The sequence below is a fragment of the Massilia aurea genome, assembly GCF_014200505.1.
Lineage (GTDB): Bacteria > Pseudomonadota > Gammaproteobacteria > Burkholderiales > Burkholderiaceae_D > Telluria > Telluria aurea_B.
Genome location: NZ_JACHBX010000002.1, coordinates 202,506 through 219,430, shown reverse-complemented (window position 1 = coordinate 219,430; position 16,925 = coordinate 202,506). Strand labels below are relative to the sequence as shown.

Annotated in this window: 16 protein-coding genes; 15 read left to right on the top strand and 1 reads right to left on the bottom strand. The window is 62.5% G+C overall.

Going from position 1 to position 16,925, the window contains the following annotated elements; all coding sequences use genetic code 11:
• Positions 1-169 precede the first annotated feature (169 nt).
• The 12 genes from ubiE (at position 170) to HD842_RS10270 (ending at position 11,164) form a co-directional block, all read left to right on the top strand.
• Positions 170-904 (top strand): bifunctional demethylmenaquinone methyltransferase/2-methoxy-6-polyprenyl-1,4-benzoquinol methylase UbiE, encoded by a 735-nt coding sequence (gene ubiE / locus HD842_RS10325; RefSeq protein ID WP_183554091.1) that lies wholly within the window; start codon positions 170-172, stop codon positions 902-904.
• Positions 905-937: 33 nt separating this feature from the next.
• Positions 938-1,930 carry a Tim44 domain-containing protein gene (locus tag HD842_RS10320; RefSeq protein WP_183554089.1) on the top strand — a complete coding sequence of 331 codons (993 nt, stop codon included), beginning with the start codon at positions 938-940 and terminating at the stop codon, positions 1,928-1,930.
• A 131-nt stretch (positions 1,931-2,061) separates the two neighbouring features.
• Positions 2,062-2,751, top strand: coding sequence for a ubiquinone biosynthesis accessory factor UbiJ (locus HD842_RS10315; protein WP_183554087.1), 690 nt, complete (start codon positions 2,062-2,064; stop codon positions 2,749-2,751).
• Positions 2,748-4,304, top strand: coding sequence for a ubiquinone biosynthesis regulatory protein kinase UbiB (gene ubiB, locus HD842_RS10310; RefSeq protein ID WP_183554085.1), 1,557 nt, complete (start codon positions 2,748-2,750; stop codon positions 4,302-4,304). The genes HD842_RS10315 and ubiB overlap by 4 nt, the downstream gene beginning before the upstream one ends.
• Positions 4,305-4,684: 380 nt before the next feature.
• Positions 4,685-5,044 carry an FmdB family zinc ribbon protein gene (locus tag HD842_RS10305; RefSeq protein WP_183554083.1) on the top strand — a complete coding sequence of 120 codons (360 nt, stop codon included), beginning with the start codon at positions 4,685-4,687 and terminating at the stop codon, positions 5,042-5,044.
• A gap of 47 nt (positions 5,045-5,091) precedes the next feature.
• Entirely contained in the window at positions 5,092-5,718 is a 627-nt protein-coding gene (locus tag HD842_RS10300; RefSeq protein WP_183554081.1) for a DUF502 domain-containing protein, read from the top strand.
• 67 nt (positions 5,719-5,785) lie between these two features.
• On the top strand, positions 5,786-7,588 hold the full coding sequence (aspS, locus tag HD842_RS10295) for an aspartate--tRNA ligase (protein ID WP_229424711.1): 1,803 nt from the start codon (positions 5,786-5,788) through the stop codon (positions 7,586-7,588).
• A 47-nt stretch (positions 7,589-7,635) separates the two neighbouring features.
• Entirely contained in the window at positions 7,636-8,106 is a 471-nt protein-coding gene (gene nudB, locus HD842_RS10290) for a dihydroneopterin triphosphate diphosphatase (protein ID WP_183555273.1), read from the top strand.
• Positions 8,107-8,444: 338 nt separating this feature from the next.
• The gene (locus HD842_RS10285; protein WP_183554079.1) at positions 8,445-8,654 is read left to right on the top strand and encodes a hypothetical protein; all 210 of its coding nucleotides are present in this window, start codon (positions 8,445-8,447) and stop codon (positions 8,652-8,654) included.
• A 133-nt stretch (positions 8,655-8,787) separates the two neighbouring features.
• A complete protein-coding gene (locus HD842_RS10280) occupies positions 8,788-9,600 on the top strand; it encodes an endonuclease/exonuclease/phosphatase family protein (protein ID WP_183554077.1) in 813 nt (270 codons plus the stop codon).
• A 4-nt stretch (positions 9,601-9,604) separates the two neighbouring features.
• Positions 9,605-10,765 carry a cardiolipin synthase ClsB gene (gene clsB, locus HD842_RS10275; protein ID WP_183554075.1) on the top strand — a complete coding sequence of 387 codons (1,161 nt, stop codon included), beginning with the start codon at positions 9,605-9,607 and terminating at the stop codon, positions 10,763-10,765.
• 12 nt (positions 10,766-10,777) lie between these two features.
• Positions 10,778-11,164: an RNA-binding S4 domain-containing protein gene (locus tag HD842_RS10270; protein ID WP_183554073.1), complete on the top strand. Its 387-nt coding sequence runs from the start codon at positions 10,778-10,780 to the stop codon at positions 11,162-11,164.
• A gap of 12 nt (positions 11,165-11,176) precedes the next feature.
• Here the strand turns inward: HD842_RS10270 and HD842_RS10265 are convergent, their stop codons facing one another.
• On the bottom strand, positions 11,177-11,587 hold the full coding sequence (locus tag HD842_RS10265; RefSeq protein ID WP_183554071.1) for a hypothetical protein: 411 nt from the start codon (positions 11,585-11,587) through the stop codon (positions 11,177-11,179).
• 339 nt (positions 11,588-11,926) lie between these two features.
• On the opposite strand from HD842_RS10265, the gene HD842_RS10260 reads away from it, so the two are divergent.
• From HD842_RS10260 to HD842_RS10250, 3 genes are all read left to right on the top strand, one after another.
• Positions 11,927-12,544 carry a TetR/AcrR family transcriptional regulator gene (locus tag HD842_RS10260; protein ID WP_183554069.1) on the top strand — a complete coding sequence of 206 codons (618 nt, stop codon included), beginning with the start codon at positions 11,927-11,929 and terminating at the stop codon, positions 12,542-12,544.
• Between the two features lie 48 nt (positions 12,545-12,592).
• Positions 12,593-14,383 carry an acyl-CoA dehydrogenase C-terminal domain-containing protein gene (locus HD842_RS10255; protein ID WP_183554066.1) on the top strand — a complete coding sequence of 597 codons (1,791 nt, stop codon included), beginning with the start codon at positions 12,593-12,595 and terminating at the stop codon, positions 14,381-14,383.
• Between the two features lie 137 nt (positions 14,384-14,520).
• Positions 14,521-16,917 carry a 3-hydroxyacyl-CoA dehydrogenase/enoyl-CoA hydratase family protein gene (locus tag HD842_RS10250; protein WP_183554064.1) on the top strand — a complete coding sequence of 799 codons (2,397 nt, stop codon included), beginning with the start codon at positions 14,521-14,523 and terminating at the stop codon, positions 16,915-16,917.
• Positions 16,918-16,925 lie beyond the last annotated feature (8 nt).

Sequence of the window (16,925 nt, the reverse complement as noted above, 5' to 3'; positions counted from 1 at the left end):
ATGCGTTGTGGGTAACCAACAAGCGTAAAAAGTTGAATCCAACCGGGCGCAGGGCGCGTAATCCCCTTGCTGGCGCCTGTGTTGAACGCGCTGGTGACAGTCAGCTCAGCAGCGCGGCCCTCGCGCCGGGTCCTTGTATAATGTGGCAACCCCCAACCTGCATGCCACTATGACAAACACCACCCACTTCGGCTACAAGACCGTCGCCGAGGACCAGAAGGTCCAGGAAGTCGCCAAGGTCTTCCACTCGGTCGCCGCGAAGTACGATGTCATGAACGATCTGATGTCGGCCGGCCTGCACCGCGCCTGGAAACTGTTCACGATCGCGCAGGCGGGCGTGCGGCCCGGCTTCAAGGTGCTCGATATCGCCGGCGGCACGGGCGACCTGGCCAAGGCTTTCGCCAAGCAGGCCGGCAAGACGGGCGAAGTCTGGCTCACCGACATCAACGAGTCGATGCTGCGCGTTGGCCGTGACCGTCTCTTGAATAAAGGACTTGTCACCCCAACCATGTTGTGTAACGCCGAAAAGTTGCCGTTCCCGGACAATTACTTCGACCGGGTCAGCGTGGCCTTTGGCCTGCGCAACATGACGCACAAGGATCAGGCACTGGCCGAAATGCGCCGCGTGCTCAAGCCGGGCGGCAAATTGCTGGTGCTCGAATTCTCGAAAGTGATCGCGCCACTGCAAAAGCCGTATGACGTGTATTCGTTCTCGGTGTTGCCGTGGCTGGGCCAGCGGATTGCCGGCGACGCTGAAAGCTATCGCTACCTGGCCGAATCGATCCGCATGCACCCCGATCAGGACACCCTGAAGGGCATGCTGGAGGACGCGGGACTGGAGCGGGTCCAGTATTTCAACCTGACGGCGGGTGTGGCCGCTTTGCACACCGGTATCAAGCTGTAGTTTTAACTGAAGTTCCAATAAAGGACGGAGACAATGAAAAAATTCCTGGTCACGACGCTTCTCGCAGTCACCGCATTCTCGATGGTGGCCGAGGCCTACGCACGCCCGATGGGCGGCAAGCGCTCGGTCGGCCGCCAGTCGCAGGCCGTGCGCCAGATGCCGGCCCCGGCACCGGCGCCCGCACAGAGCATGCAGCGCCAGACCCCGAACCAGGCCGCACCAGCTGCTGCCGGCGCGGGCGCCGCGGGTGCTGCGGCCGCCGCCAAGAAGCCAAGCATGATGCGCAACATCCTCGGCGGCGCACTGCTGGGCCTCGGTCTGGGCATGCTGCTGTCGCACCTGGGGATTGGCGGCGCGATGGCCAGCATCATCGCGGGCATCCTGATGTTCGCGCTGTTCGGCCTTGTCATCATGTTCCTGGTACGCATGTTCCGCCGCAAGGACACGCCGGCCAATCCATCTGCAGCCGGTTTCAGCGGCGGCTTCAAGCCGCAGGCGGCCGGTGGTGTTGGCACGCCTGAAATCGGTTCCGGTCTGCGTCCGCAGCCCACCGCATTCCAGGGCGGCGTGGCACTGGAAAAGGACCGCGGCGGCCTGAATGCAGCGAATTTCGGTAATGTCGCTACTCCGGCAGCGCACCAGCAATGGGGCGTACCGGCCGACTTCGACAGCGAAAGCTTCCTGCGTCATGCGAAGTCGTCGTTCATCCGCATGCAGGCAGCCTGGGATCGTGGCGACACGAACGATCTGCGCGAATTCACGTCGCCTGAAGTCTTCGCTGAACTCAAGCTGCAGATCCAGGAACGCGGCGCCGTCGCTGATTTCACCGACGTCGTCAATGTCGATGCGCAGTTGCTGGGCATCGAGCAGACAGCCACCGATTACCTGGCGAGCGTGCAGTTCAACGCCATGATCCGCAGCGCGAAAGACGCATTGCCAGAGCCGTTCGTCGAGGTCTGGAACATGTCCAAGCCGCTGTCGGGCGCGGGTGGCTGGGTGCTGGCTGGCATTCAGCAGCCGAACTAAGTACGCCGCAGGCGAACCGGAATTATTTTGTTTGCCGATTCCGTAACACCGGGTGCATGCCCGGCGAACTGGTAAGATCAAAACCGCCCGAATCACTCCGGGCGGTTTTGTTTTTTGAGGGTAGTCCCGCCATGTTTCCGAATCTTCCATCCCTGTCGACCTTGTCACCCCAGCATGCGCTGACCGTGCCTGCCGTTGCCGCAATCAATCACCTGCTGGCCCAGGAAGCCTGGGCTCGCGCTGCGCTCGCGCGCCATGTCGGCAAGCAGGCATGCATCGATGCCGGTGTGGCCCAGCTGCGCGTGCTGGTGGCGCCTGACGGCCTGTTCGAGGCCAGCCAGGATGCAGCGCCGGCCAACGTCACCATCCGCATCAAGCCGGCCGACCTGCCGCTGATCGCGCAAGACCGCACGCGCGCGCTGTCGTACGTGAAGATCGAGGGCGATGCCGAATTTGCCAACGTGATTTCGCAGCTGGCCAACGGCCTGCGCTGGGATGCCGAGTACGACCTCGAGCGTGTCGTCGGGCCGGTGGCCGCCTACCGCCTGCACCAGGGCGCGCGCCGCACCGTCAGTGGCCTGGGCGAAGCAGGGCGTCGCCTGGCCGAGAATCTCGCTGAATTCCTGGCCGACGAGCGGCCGGTGCTGGTGCGGCCGGTCCAGCGCGACGCCTTTGCCGCCGATGTCGTGCGCCTGCGCGACGATGTCGAGCGCAGCGCCAAGCGCATCGCGCGGCTCGAACATGCGCTGGCCCAGCGCAGCGCCGCCAAACCTTCTTCCACCTTTGCTGTAAGCGCAGACCAGAATCCGGATCGTCGATGATATTGAAATTCCTGCGCCTGCTGCGCATTCTCACCGTCTTCACCAAGTACGGCCTGGACGAAATTGCCGTCACCAGCATCAACGCTCCGCGCACCGCGCGCCTGATGAACACGTTCTTCTTCTGGCGCACGATCACGTCGCCGCGCGCCGTGCGGCTGCGCCAGGCGCTCGAAGAACTGGGGCCGATCTTCGTGAAGTTCGGCCAGGTGCTGTCGACCCGGCGCGACCTGGTGCCGCCCGATATCGCCGATGAGCTCGCCATGCTGCAGGATCGCGTGCCGCCATTCGGCTCCGACCTGGCGGTGGCGCAGATCACGCGTTCGCTCGGCACCCATCCCGACCAGCTGTTCGCCCACTTCGAGCGCGAGCCGATCGCTTCGGCGTCGATCGCCCAGGTGCACTTCGCCACGCTCAAGAACGGCAAGGAAGTCGCCGTCAAGGTGCTGCGCCCGGGCATGAAGAAGCTGATCGACGAAGACATGGCGCTGATGCGCATGGCTGCGAACCTGATCGAAAAGGTCTGGAGCGAAGCGCGGCGCCTGAAGCCGCGCGAAGTCGTGGCCGAATTCGACAAATACCTGCACGACGAGCTCGACCTGATGCGCGAGGCCGCCAACGCCAGCCAGCTGCGCCGCAACTTCGCCGATTCGACGCTGCTGATGGTGCCCGAGATGTACTGGGACTATTGCTCGAGCAGCGTGATCGTCATGGAGCGCATGCACGGCTTGCCGGTGTCGCAGATCGATCGCCTGGCCGCGGCCGGCGTCGACCTCAAGAAGCTGTCGCGCGATGGTGTGGAGATTTTCTTCACGCAGGTGTTCCGTGACGGCTTCTTCCACGCCGACATGCACCCTGGGAATATTCTGGTGTCGACCGCGCCGGAAACGCTGGGCCGCTACATCGCGCTCGACTTCGGCATCGTCGGCACGCTGACCGACTTCGACAAGGATTACCTGTCGCAGAACTTTTTGGCCTTCTTCCAGCGCGACTACAAGCGCGTGGCCGAAGCCCACATCGAGTCGGGCTGGGCGCCGCCGAGCACGCGCGTGGACGAACTCGAGTCGGCCGTGCGGGCCTGCTGCGAACCGATCTTCGACCGGCCCCTGAAGGACATCTCGTTCGGCCAGATCCTGCTGCGCCTGTTCCAGACCTCGCGCCGCTTCAATGTCGAGGTGCAGCCGCAACTGGTGCTGCTGCAAAAGACGCTGCTCAATATCGAAGGCCTGGGCCGCCAGCTCGACCCGGATCTGGACTTGTGGAAGACGGCCAAGCCGTACCTGGAGCGCTGGATGGCCGAGCAGGTGGGTTGGCAAGGCCTGGTCGAGCGCCTGAAGGCCGAAGCGCCGCGCTACGCCCAGATCTTCCCGCAACTGCCGCGCCTCGTGCACCAGGCGCTGGAGCGCGAGTCGAAAGGGCACCATCCGCACATCGCCAACAGCGAGATGATGGCGATGCTGGTGGTTGAGCAGCGCCGCACCAATCGCATGCTGACGTTCCTGACCTTGCTGGCGACGGGCGCCTGCACCGCGCTGGCTGCGCTGTACTTCCTCTGAGAGCAACCAAGTAGGGTGGACGGGTTTCCCGTCCACGCGTTCACCTGACCGCGCCCAAGAAAAAAGCCCGCGTGAGCGGGCTTGATAAGCTGTGTTCTTTTATGGGCTGCGCTGATACGAACATCTCGCAGCCTTCTGTTTCTTGTGTTCTCGCAGTGGCAGAGCTTTCCTGCGACCAACATCCGGTAAAGAAGCCGTATTAAATCACCGATGCTGTGCACGAGCAAACAGTTCGCCTGCTGACGTGGTGAAAAACAACACGATGCTGCTGCCATTTGCCGAATGCGGCGCTGTCTTGTACCCGGGCCGCCGCAATGCCGTAAATGCTGCGGCAAAAGCTTTATAATTCAGGGTTTTGAAGATTTTTGCGGAGCACCAGAATGCCGATTTATGCCTATCGCTGCGAAGAATGCGGTTTTTCCAAAGATGTACTGCAAAAGATATCGGACCCGGTCCTGACCGTCTGCCCGTCCTGCGCCAAGCCATCGTTCAAGAAGCAGGTGACTGCAGCCGGTTTCCAGCTCAAGGGCTCGGGCTGGTACGTGACCGATTTCCGTGGCGGCACGCCGCCTGCCACTGGCACCGCTGCGGGCACGGGCGGCGCTGACACGGGCGCAGCGGCCGCGCCGGCTGCCGCAGCTGCACCGGCCACGCCAGCGCCCGCTGGGCCTGCTACGCCTGCTACAAACAGCAGCAGCGGTGGCAGCACCAGCGGTGGCGGCGACAAAAGCAGCACCTGAGCCCGGCGCGTCCCTGCGCCGCGCCAACAAGAATAACGGGATATCCGATGCGTAAATATTTCATCACCGGCCTGCTGGTGCTGGTACCCCTGGCCATTACGGCCTGGGTCCTGAGCCTGATCATCAGCACGCTCGACCAGTCGCTGATGTTCGTGCCGGCCGCCTGGCAGCCGCGCCAGTTCATCGGCATGGACGTGCCGGGCATCGGCGCGGTGCTGACGCTGGCCATCGTGTTCGTCACGGGCCTGCTTACCAACAACCTGGTCGGCAAGTACATCGTGCGCGTGGGCGAGCGCCTGCTCAAGCGCGTGCCGGTCGTCAGCTCGCTGTACGGCAGCGTCAAGCAGGTGTCCGACACGCTGTTCTCGTCGTCCGGCAATGCCTTTCGCCAGGCGGTGCTGATCCCGTATCCGCACGCCGACTCGTATACGATCGCGTTTCTGACCGGCGTGCCGGGCGGCGACGTGACCAACCACCTGGTGGGCGACTTCGTGAGCGTGTACGTACCCACGACGCCAAACCCCACCTCGGGCTTTTTCCTGATGATGGAACGCAGCCGCGTGAAAGAACTCGACATGACTGTCGACGCGGCGCTCAAGTACATCGTCTCGATGGGCGTGGTCGCACCGAGCCACGTGCCGCTCGGCGCCGCCAATCCTGCGGCAGTCAAATAACGCATCACAGAATCTGGGCCGCCCGCGATGGCGGCGCCGACAAATCAATCAACCTGGAACGAAAACTATGTCCACCATGCGTACCAATTACTGCGGCCTCGTCACCGAGGAACTGCTGGGCCAAACCGTCAACCTGTGCGGCTGGGTGCATCGCCGCCGCGACCACGGCGGGGTGATCTTCATCGACCTGCGCGACCGCGAAGGCCTGGTGCAGGTGGTCTGCCATCCGGACAACGCCGCCGTCTTCAAGGCAGCCGAGCACGTGCGTAATGAGTATTGCCTGCGCATCGTCGGCACCGTGACCAACCGTCTGGCCGGCACCGTCAACGCCAACCTGGCCTCGGGCAAGATCGAAGTCACCGCGACCGAAGTCGAAGTGCTCAACGCCTCGGTGCCGGTGCCGTTCCAGCTGGACGACGACAACCTGTCGGAAACCACCCGCCTGACGCACCGCGTGCTCGACCTGCGCCGCGGCCAGATGCAGCACAACCTGAAGCTGCGCTACAAGGTGTCGATGGAAGTGCGCAAGTACCTCGACAACCTGGGCTTCATCGACATCGAAACCCCGATGCTGACCAAGTCGACCCCGGAAGGCGCGCGCGATTACCTGGTGCCGTCGCGCGTCAACGCGGGCAACTTCTTCGCACTGCCGCAGTCGCCACAGCTGTTCAAGCAGCTGCTGATGGTCGCCAACTTCGACCGTTACTACCAGATCACCAAGTGCTTCCGCGACGAAGATCTGCGCGCTGACCGCCAGCCTGAATTCACCCAGATCGACTGCGAAACCTCGTTCCTGACCGAACAAGAGATCCGCGACATGTTCGAAGAAATGATGCGCGTCGTGTTCAAGAACACGACCGGCATCGAACTGCCGAACCCGTTCCCAGTGATGGACTTTGCCACCGCGATGGCGATGTACGGTTCGGACAAGCCGGACATGCGCGTCAAGCTCGAATTCACCGAGCTGACCGAACTGATGAAGACGGTCGAGTTCAAGGTCTTCAACAGCGCCGCCAACCTGCCTAACGGCCGTGTGGTCGGCATGCGCGTGCCGCAGGGCGGCTCGATGCCGCGTTCCGAGATCGACGCGTACACCCAGTTCGTCGCGATCTACGGCGCCCGTGGTCTGGCCTACATCAAGGTCAACGAGAAAGCCAAGGGCCGTGACGGCCTGCAGTCGCCGATCGTCAAGAACCTGTCCGATGAAGTCTTGGCGCAAATCCTGGAACTGACGGGCGCGCAGGACGGCGACCTGATCTTCTTCGGCGCCGACAAGGCCAAGGTCGTCAACGACGCCCTGGGCGCGCTGCGCGTGAAGATCGGTCACTCGGAATTCGGCAAGAAGGCCGGCCTGTTCGACGACGTCTGGTCGCCGCTGTGGGTCATCGACTTCCCGATGTTCGAACACGACGAAGACGGCGATCGCTGGACCGCAACCCACCACCCGTTCACGGCCCCGAAAGACGGCCACGAAGACATGCTCGAGACCAATCCGGGCGCCTGTATCGCCAAGGCCTACGACATGGTCCTGAACGGCTGGGAACTGGGCGGCGGTTCGATCCGTATCCACCGCGAAGAAGTCCAGAGCAAGGTGTTCCGCGCGCTGAAGATCGACGCCGAAGAAGCGCAGCTCAAGTTTGGCTTCCTGCTGGACGCGCTGCAATACGGCGCGCCGCCGCACGGTGGCCTGGCCTTCGGCCTGGATCGCCTGATCACGCTGATGACGGGCTCCGAGTCGATCCGCGACGTGATCGCGTTCCCGAAAACGCAGCGCGCGCAGTGCTTGCTGACCAATGCACCGTCCGAAGTCGACGAGAAGCAATTGAAAGAGCTGCACATCCGCCTGCGTAACGAACCGAAGGTGGCGTAATGGCGGGCGGGGGAGGTGGCCTGGCTGCCAACCCCGCTCTTTCTGTCATGCAAGCCTACAAGATCCCTGAATCGGTGCTGGTCGTCATCCACACGTCCGAGCTGGACGTGCTGGTGATCGAACGCGCCGGTCAGCCGGGCTTCTGGCAATCGGTCACCGGCTCGCTCGACCGGCTCGACGAGCCGCTGCTGGAGACCGCCGCGCGCGAACTGTTCGAAGAGACCGGCATCGTGGCTGACGGCGAGCAGATCGTCCTGTGTGACTGGCAGTTATCCAATATCTATGAAATCTACCCCCTCTGGCGCCACCGCTACGCCCCCGGCGTGACGCAGAACACCGAGCACGTGTTTTCCGTCTGCGTGCCGCGCGACATCCCCATCATCCTCAGTCCACGCGAGCACATCGCCCACGCCTGGCTGCCCTACCTGGAAGCGGCCGATCGCTGCTTCTCGGCCTCGAATGCCGAAGCCATCCTGCAGCTGCCGCGCCAGCTCGCGCCCAATCCCAAAAGCAAATAAAATTTCTTAAAAGAAGCATATTTGCAGTAAATCATCATTGAATATTGCTTTTACGGAGCAATAAAATGACGTTTTACAGCAAAAGTACGTAAGTGCTTTTTTTAATTTGACTCTGTTCGCTAACACTCACATACACACCAAAAAGTGAACGTTCTCCTATGAAGATACATTTCGCGACACTTGGTGACACGTTTCGCGAGTGAATTAAATATGGTAGGTAACGGACAGGCACCATATATTCCACGGTTGACAGTCAGAAATCAGTAGTCTAAGGTCAATAGTTCACCCAGTGTGAATTTTCGATGTGCAACTTTTAAGTGGATGATTCTGAGAGAAAAATGGATAACTTCAAACTGAATAGCGACAAGAAAGTAAAAGCAATCACACTCGGCGACGATTGCATCTATATCGACCTGATGGATGGCCTGCGCCTGTGTGGCCCAATGGCGCCCCGCGCGCAAAAGGATGAGGCGGCTGCACACCGCCCGCGCCGCATGATCGTCTCGGGCCACGAAGCAGTGTACGACCAGGCGCATGCGATCGCCTGAAGGTAGTTTGTTACTATTGGTTTCTAAAAAGAGTGCGAGAACTGGCAACCTGCCGAACGCGCCAGCGCTTTAATAAGCGCACGATTGGGTCCGTTTCACGAGAACGGCAGTCCGATCCGGGTAGAATGTTCCCATGAAAATTCGTGTGGCCACCTACAACATTCACAAGGGCGTTTCCTCGCTGCGCAGCACGCCCCGCGTGATCGCACTGAAGAAAGCGATCGCTGAATTCGACGCCAATGTCGTCTTCCTGCAAGAAGTCCAGGGCCGGCACGACCGGCACCAGGCACGCTTCGGCAAGGAAGACCGTGGCCATCGGCACTGGCCTGAAACAGCCCAGTACGATTATTTTGCCTCCGACCTGCACCACACGGCGTATGGCATGAACGCGGTCTACGACCACGGTCACCATGGCAATGCGCTGCTCAGTACCTACCCGATCGAAAACTCGCACAACCACGATGTCTCGGACCACGCCTACGAGCAGCGCGGCATCCTGCACTGCGTGCTGGGTACGCCCGAGTGTCCGGTGCACTGCTATGTCGTGCACCTGGGCCTGTTCGAAGGCGGGCGAGGGCGCCAGACGCAGTCGCTGATCGATGCCGTCAATTCGTCGGCGCCCAATGGCGAGCCGGTCATCATCGCTGGCGACTTCAACGACTGGCGCAACACCTTGAGCGACAAGCTGCGCGCCGGCCTGGGCGTGTGCGAAGTGTTCGACGAGCTGAGCCCGCGCTCGCCGATGGGCGACATGGTGCGCGGCTGGGCCGGGCGCAAGCCGCGCCTGGCGCCGGCGCGCACGTTCCCGGCGATGCTGCCGTGGTTCCGCCTGGACCGCATCTACGTGCGCGGCTTCAAGGTCAACTCGGCGCAAGTGATGCACGGCCCCCTGTGGGCCAAGCTGTCCGACCACGCACCGATCGTGGCGGAACTCGAGCTGGCCTGAGGCCATGCGCAGCGTCACCTTCGTCGACGATAACGACATCACGCTGTTGGAGAGCGGCGTTGCGTTCTTCCCGGCGCTGATCGCCGCGCTCGACGCTGCCCGGCACGAAGTCCTGTTCGAAACCTATATCTTTGCCGAAGACGACACGGGCGACGCCGTGCGCGATGCGCTCGCGCGCGCGGCCCAACGCGGCGTCAAGGTGCGGGTGCTGGTCGACTGGTTCGGCACCGGCCACCGCGTCACCTCCCGGCTGGGCCAGGTGCTGACCCAGGCCGGCGCCCAGTACCGCGTCTTCAATCCGCTGTGCAAGCGCGGCATCGCCCGCTCGCACCGCAAGATCACTGTGATCGACCGCGAAGTCGCGTTTGTCGGCGGCATCAATGTCAACGACGACTGGCTGTGCGACCACGCCGACGGCCACCGCCTGCCGGCGCCGCGCTGGGATTTCACGGCATTGCTGCGCGGGCCGATCGTCGCGCAGATCCACCACGAAGCGCAGGGCCAGTGGACCCGCACCGGCCGCCTGCGGCTGCGCAAGCGCCTGGAACTGTTCCGCGAAATGCGCAAGCAACCGCCGCCCTCGTGCGCCAGTCCCGCGCGCGCCGCCTTCGTTGTGCGTGACAACCTGCGCAACCGCACCACCATCCAGCGTGCCTACCTGCAGGCGCTGGGCCATGCGCGCCACAGCGTGCTGCTGGCCACGCCGTACTTCGCGCCGGGCCGCAAGTTTCGCAAGGCGCTCGCGCATGCGGCGCAGCGCGGCGTCGCCGTCACGCTCCTGATCGGGGTGGGCGAGTTCGCGATCCAGGACGCGGTGGCGCAATCGTTCTATCCGAAACTGCTGGCCGATGGCATCCGCGTGGTCGAATACTGCAAGACACAACTGCATGCGAAGGTGGCGGTGGTGGACGACTACTGGGCCACGGTCGGCTCGAGCAACTGCGACGGCCTGTCGCTGTTCGTGAACCAGGAAGCCAATATCGTCGTCGACGATCCGGTGTTTGCCGCGTCGATGCGCGCGCACATCGAACGGGGCATCGCGGACGGGGTCGAAGTCTGTCCGCAGGAATTTGCCGACATCGGCTGGCTGCGCCGCGCCGTCAACGGCTGTGCGTATGTCGGCTACAAACTGGTGATGCGCGTGTGCGCCATCGGGTATGCGTAATAAGGGATAACGATGGACAAAGACAAAGAAAATGTCCGGCTGGACAAATGGCTGTGGGCAGCACGCTTTTTCAAGACACGCTCGCTGGCCCAGGATGCGGTCGAGCGCGGGCGGGTGCGGATCGACGGCGAGCCGGTCAAGCCGGCGCGCACGGTCAAGATCAACGACAAGATGCTGATCGATAACGGCTCGGACCGCTGGGAGATCATCGTCGCCGCCATCTCGGGCGCGCGCGGCGGCGCCCCGGTGGCGCGCACGCTGTATTTCGAAACCGACGAGAGCATCGCCAAGCGCGAACTCGACAAAGTCGCGCGGCGCCTGTATCCGGAGCCGAGCTTGGAGATCAAGGGACGGCCGACCAAGCGCGATCGCCGTGCGATGGAGCAGGCAGGCGAATAGACGTGGCGGGCGTTAGCGCATGACCAGCAAAGCCACGACCAGCGCGACGATCACCAGCACGATGGCGAATACCCGGATGCTCTTGCCGGATCGGGGGCGCACATGCTGCGCCGGTGGTGCGCTTTCGAGCGCCCGGTTCGAGGCCACGACATCGACGGCCTTGTCGACGACGACCTGCGCCGTGCCCTGGTCCAGGCCGCGCCGGACCAGGTCGGCAACCGCGTCGTCCGCCGTCGTACCGCTGTCCAGCCGCGCACACGCATGGCCGAGCAGCACCAGAAAGTGCTGCATCGAATCCGCGCCGCTCGTTGCTGCCTGAGCGGGTTCGGCGCCACCTTCCTGCAACGAGAAGGCGCGGATGGCCAGCTGCAGTTCGCTGTCGTCCGGTTCGACGACCTGTTCAATCTGATAGTTGCCGCTCATGCTGTGGACCTTTCGTCTGCGCGCTGGATGTTGCCAAGTTTGTTGCTCGATTATTAATGGTAACAGTCAAGCTGCATCGAGGTGCGCCGTGCTTGTAAATCACGCACCGGACACCCCGAAAATGCTGTACCTTTAGCAGATGAAACAACTGTTTTCTGCCGCTCGCCTGCAAGCCGGGCCGTCAGCAAAAGGCGCTTTCTCCGGGTGTCGCGGGTTGTTTTTCATCAATAGAACCGCACCTCTAAGTTCCCGTTTGACATTCCAGGCCCGATAGATAATAGTACGAGCGTTCGGATTTTTTCGAGACCAGGGGAAGCTATCAGTACTTCAGCAAAATTCATGCGCAAGGGCGAGCAGACGCGGGCGGCAATTCTCGACGTCGCGCTCGAACTCGCCAGCCGCAACGGCCTCGAAGGCTTGACGATTGGCCTGCTGGCCGACCGGATGAGCATGAGCAAGTCCGGCGTGTTCGCGCACTTCGGTTCGCGCGAAGACCTGCAACTCGAGGTGGTCAAGCTGTACCACCATCGCTTCGAGCAAGAGGTTTTCTATCCGAGCATCAAGGAAACCCGTGGCCTGCCGCGCCTGGTGGCGATGTACACGCGCTGGGTCAAGCGGGTGTCGGTCGAAATCGCGTCCGGGTGCATCTATATCAGTGGCGCCGTCGAATACGACGACCGCGAAGGGCCGATCCGCGAAGAGCTGGTGTCGATGGTCCGCGCGTGGCAGGGCGCCTTGCTGCGCAGCGTGGAGCAGGCAATGGAACTGCGGCACCTGCACACCGGTTTCGATGCCGAACAGCTGGTGTTTGAAATGCACGGCCTGATCCTGGCGCTGCACCACGATGCGCGTTTCCTGCGCAATCCGGGCGCCGTCGAACGGGCCCGGGCCGGCTTTGAACGCCTGATCGAGAATTACCGCAATTCCCAACAATCGCAAGACCACCAGGCGGCATAAGGCCGCCTGTCACGTCCAACAATCGTCACACCTCTTCAGGAGAAAACCATGGGTCAGTACGTCGCGCCAATCCGGGATATGCAGTTCGTTCTGCACGAGTTCCTCAATGTCACCGAAGAATTCAAGAATCTGCCGAAATACCAGGAAATCGATACCGACATCATCAACCAGGTACTCGAAGAAGGTGCAAAATTCACCCAGGAAGTGCTGTTCCCGCTGAACCACTCGGGCGACCGCGAAGGCTGCACGTTCAATGCTGCCGACAAGAGCGTGACCACGCCGAAGGGCTTCAAGCAGGCGTATAAACAGTATGTCGAAGGCGGCTGGGCTGCGCTCGCGTGCGATCCGGAATACGGCGGCCAGGGCCTGCCGATCACGCTGAATAACTCGTTCTACGAGATGCTCAATTCGTCGAACCAGGCCTGGTCGATGTACCCGGGCCTGTCGCACGGCGCCTACGAGTGCCTGCTCGAGCACGGCACCGACGACCAGAAACGCCTGTACCTGCCAAAGCTCGTCTCGGGTGAATGGACCGGTACCATGTGCCTGACCGAAGCGCACTGCGGCACCGACCTGGGCCTGTTGCGTTCGAAAGCCGAACCGCAAGGCGACGGCACCTACCTGATCACCGGCTCGAAGATCTTCATCTCGGCCGGTGAACACGATATCTCGGACAACATCGTCCACCTGGTGCTGGCGCGCCTGCCGGATGCACCGGAAGGCTCGAAAGGCATCTCGCTGTTCCTGGTGCCGAAGTTCATGCCGAACGAAGACGGCTCGATCGGCGAGCGTAATGGCATCGCCTGCGGCGCCATCGAAGAAAAGATGGGCATCCACGGCAACTCGACCTGCCAGATGAACCTGGACAACGCACGCGCCACGCTGATCGGCCAGCCGCACAAGGGCCTGCAGGCAATGTTCGTGTTCATGAACGCGGCCCGCCTGGGCGTGGGCATGCAGTCGCTGGGCCTCACCGAAGTGGCGTACCAGAATGCGCTGGCGTATGCAAAAGACCGCATCCAGATGCGCAGCCTCTCGGGCGTGAAAGCACCGGACAAGCCAGCCGACCCGATCATCGTGCACCCGGACGTGCGCCGCATGCTCTTGACCGCAAAAGCCTTCGCTGAAGGCGGCCGCGCGTTCTCGTCGTACGTCGCGCTGCAGATCGACCGCGAACTGAACCACACCGATGAAGACGTGCGCAAGGAAGCCGCTGACGAAGTCGCGCTGCTCACGCCAATCATCAAGGCATTCATCACCGATAACGGCTGGATCGCGACCTCCGAAGCGATGCAGGTCTACGGCGGCCACGGCTACATCGCCGAATGGGGCATGGAGCAGTACGTGCGTGACGCGCGCATCAACATGATCTATGAAGGCACCAACACGATCCAGTCGCTGGACCTGCTGGGCCGCAAGATCCTGATGGACAACGGCGCCAAGCTGCGCAAGTTCGGCGAGAAGATCAAGAGCTTTGTCGAAGACAATGGCCTGGACGAGAACATGTCCGAATTCGTCACGCCACTGGGCGAGCTGGGCGACAAGGTCACCAAGCTGACGATGGAAATCGGCATGAAGGCGTTCCAGAATCCAGACGAAGTGGGCGCGGCCGCCGTGCCTTACCTGCGCGTAGCCGGTCACCTGGTCTACAGCTACCTGTTCGCGCAGCAAGCCAAGATCGCACTGGCCAAGCTCGATTCGGGCGACCGCTTCTATGAATCGAAGCTGGCGACGATCCGCTTCTACTTCGCACGTCTGTATCCGGAAACCGCGATGCTGATCCGCCAGGCACGCTCGGGCGCCGCGAACCTGACGGCGCTGGACGCCGACCTGTTCTAACACTACGTCACGCTGATAGACCATCGCCGTCGTTCCCGCGCAGGCGGGAACCCAAGTTTAGCGCAGCGGTAACGCCGGCAAACTGAGGTTCCCGCCTTCGCGGGAACGACGTGCCAACCAAGGATTAAGGAATCTACATGTCCAATTTCATCGTCAAGAAAGTCGCCGTGCTGGGCGCCGGCGTGATGGGCGCGCAAATCGCCGCCCACTGCGTGAACGCCAAGGTGCCAGTCGTGCTGTTCGACCTGCCTGCAAAAGAGGGGCCGAAGAACGGCATCGTCCTGCGCGCCATCGAGAACCTGAAAAAGCTCTCGCCAGCCCCGCTGGGCAACAAGGATGACGCGGCCCTGATCGAAGTGGCCAACTACGAGGACAACCTCGACGTGCTGGCCGGTTGCGACCTGATCATCGAAGCCATCGCCGAGCGCATGGACTGGAAACACGACCTGTACGCCAAGGTCGCGCCGCACATCGCGCCAAACGCGATCTTCGCGTCGAACACGTCGGGCCTGTCGATCAACAAGCTGGCCGAAGGCTTCGACGCCGAACTGAAGGCGCGCTTCTGCGGCGTGCACTTCTTCAACCCGCCGCGCTACATGCACCTGGTCGAACTGATCCCGACCACGGACACCCGTCCTGACATCCTGGACCAGCTCGAGACCTTCCTGACCTCGACGCTGGGCAAGGGCGTCGTGCGCGCGAAAGACACGCCGAACTTCATCGCCAACCGTGTCGGTATCTTCGGCATGCTGGCCACGATCGTCGAAGCCGAGAAATTCGGCCTGTCGGTCGACGTGGTCGATGACCTGACCGGCGCCAAGCTGGGCCGCGCCAAGTCGGGCACCTTCCGCACTGCAGACGTGGTCGGCCTGGACACGATGGGCCATGTGATCAAGACCATGCAGGACAACCTGAAGGACGACCCGTTCTTCAGCGTCTACAAGACGCCGGACATCCTGGCCAAGCTGATCGAAAAAGGTGCGCTGGGCCAGAAATCCGGCGCCGGCTTCTACAAGAAGGTCGGCAAGGAGATCCAGCGCCTGGACTTCGCCACGGGTGAGTACGTCACCGGCGGCGCCAAGGCAGCCGACATCGTTGGCCGCATCCTGAAAGAGAAAGACCCGGTCAAGAAGTTCAAGGCCATGCGCGAATCGACCAATCCACAGGCGCAGTTCCTGTGGGCGATCTTCCGTGACGCGTTCCACTACATCGCGTTCCACCTCGAATCGATCGCTGACAATGCGCGCGACATCGACTTCGCCATGCGCTGGGGCTTCGGCTGGAGCGTCGGCCCGTTCGAAACGTGGCAGGGCGCCGGCTGGATGCAGATCGCGCAGTGGGTCAAGGAAGACATCGACGCCGGCAAGGCGCTGTCGACCGCGCCGCTGCCAGCCTGGGTGTTCGAGGGTTCGGTCGCCGAGAAGGGCGTGCATACGCCTGAAGGTTCGTACTCGGTTGCCAAGAGCGGCTATGTGCCGCTGTCCGATCTGCCGGTGTATCAGCGCCAGCAGTTCCGCGCACCGGTCGTGGGCCTGGGCGGCGCGGATCCGAAGACCGCCGGCACCACCGTGTTCGAAGACGAATCCGTGCGCCTGTGGCACTCGGACGACGAAGTCCTGGTCGTTTCGCTCAAGACCAAGATGCACGTCATCGGCGATGGCGTGATCAAGGGCCTGCAGCGCGCACTGAAAGAAGCCGAAACCGGCTTCAAGGGCATCGTGATCTGGAACACCGACGCAGCCGAAGGCGGCGCGTTCTCGGCCGGCGCCGACCTGCAATCTGCTTTGCCAGCCTTCATGGCCGGCGGCGCGAAGGCGATGGAGCCGATCGTGCGCGAGCTGCAGGACACCTTCATGGCGCTCAAGTACTCGAACGTGCCGGTCGTCGCCGCAGTGGCGGGCCTGGCGCTGGGCGGCGGCTGCGAGCTGGCGCTGCATGCCAGCAAGCGTGTCGCGTCGATCGAGTCGTACATCGGCCTGGTCGAAGTGGGCGTGGGCCTGGTGCCTGCCGGCGGCGGCCTGAAGGAAGCAGCGCTGCGCGCGGCAACCGAAGCCAAGGGCAACGACATCCTGCAATTCCTGAAGAACGGTTTCATGAACGCGGCCACCGCGCAAGTGTCGAAGTCGGCGCTGGAAGCCAAGGCCATGGGCTACCTGAAAGAAGACGACGTGATTGTCTTCAACGCCTACGAACTGCTGCACGTGGCGAAAACCACGGCGCGCGCCATGGCTGATGCCGGCTACCGCGCACCGGCGCGCCGCACGTTCCCGGTCACCGGCCGTTACGGCTGGGGCACGATCCGCGGCCAGATGGTCAATATGCGCGACGGCGGCTTCATCTCGGCCTATGACTACCAGCTGGGCGACACCATCGCCGAGATCGTCACTGGCGGCGACATCGACCAGGGCAGTGTGGTCAGCGAGCAGTGGATCCTCGACCTGGAGCGCAAGGCCTTCGTGGCGCTGCTGAACAATCCGAAAACGCAGGAACGCATCATGGGCATGATGCAGACCGGCAAGCCAGTGCGCAACTAAGCGTCGAC

Bases quoted from the DNA above. Each gene is read 5' to 3' on its own strand.
- ubiE (WP_183554091.1), top strand. From the start codon at position 170: ATGACAAACACCACCCACTTCGGCTACAAGACCGTCGCCGAGGACCAG.
- HD842_RS10320 (WP_183554089.1), top strand. From the start codon at position 938: ATGAAAAAATTCCTGGTCACGACGCTTCTCGCAGTCACCGCATTCTCG.
- HD842_RS10315 (WP_183554087.1), top strand. From the start codon at position 2,062: ATGTTTCCGAATCTTCCATCCCTGTCGACCTTGTCACCCCAGCATGCG.
- ubiB (WP_183554085.1), top strand. From the start codon at position 2,748: ATGATATTGAAATTCCTGCGCCTGCTGCGCATTCTCACCGTCTTCACC.
- HD842_RS10305 (WP_183554083.1), top strand. From the start codon at position 4,685: ATGCCGATTTATGCCTATCGCTGCGAAGAATGCGGTTTTTCCAAAGAT.
- HD842_RS10300 (WP_183554081.1), top strand. From the start codon at position 5,092: ATGCGTAAATATTTCATCACCGGCCTGCTGGTGCTGGTACCCCTGGCC.
- aspS (WP_229424711.1), top strand. From the start codon at position 5,786: ATGTCCACCATGCGTACCAATTACTGCGGCCTCGTCACCGAGGAACTG.
- nudB (WP_183555273.1), top strand. From the start codon at position 7,636: ATGCAAGCCTACAAGATCCCTGAATCGGTGCTGGTCGTCATCCACACG.
- HD842_RS10285 (WP_183554079.1), top strand. From the start codon at position 8,445: ATGGATAACTTCAAACTGAATAGCGACAAGAAAGTAAAAGCAATCACA.
- HD842_RS10280 (WP_183554077.1), top strand. From the start codon at position 8,788: ATGAAAATTCGTGTGGCCACCTACAACATTCACAAGGGCGTTTCCTCG.
- clsB (WP_183554075.1), top strand. From the start codon at position 9,605: ATGCGCAGCGTCACCTTCGTCGACGATAACGACATCACGCTGTTGGAG.
- HD842_RS10270 (WP_183554073.1), top strand. From the start codon at position 10,778: ATGGACAAAGACAAAGAAAATGTCCGGCTGGACAAATGGCTGTGGGCA.
- HD842_RS10265 (WP_183554071.1), bottom strand. From the start codon at position 11,587: ATGAGCGGCAACTATCAGATTGAACAGGTCGTCGAACCGGACGACAGC.
- HD842_RS10260 (WP_183554069.1), top strand. From the start codon at position 11,927: ATGCGCAAGGGCGAGCAGACGCGGGCGGCAATTCTCGACGTCGCGCTC.
- HD842_RS10255 (WP_183554066.1), top strand. From the start codon at position 12,593: ATGGGTCAGTACGTCGCGCCAATCCGGGATATGCAGTTCGTTCTGCAC.
- HD842_RS10250 (WP_183554064.1), top strand. From the start codon at position 14,521: ATGTCCAATTTCATCGTCAAGAAAGTCGCCGTGCTGGGCGCCGGCGTG.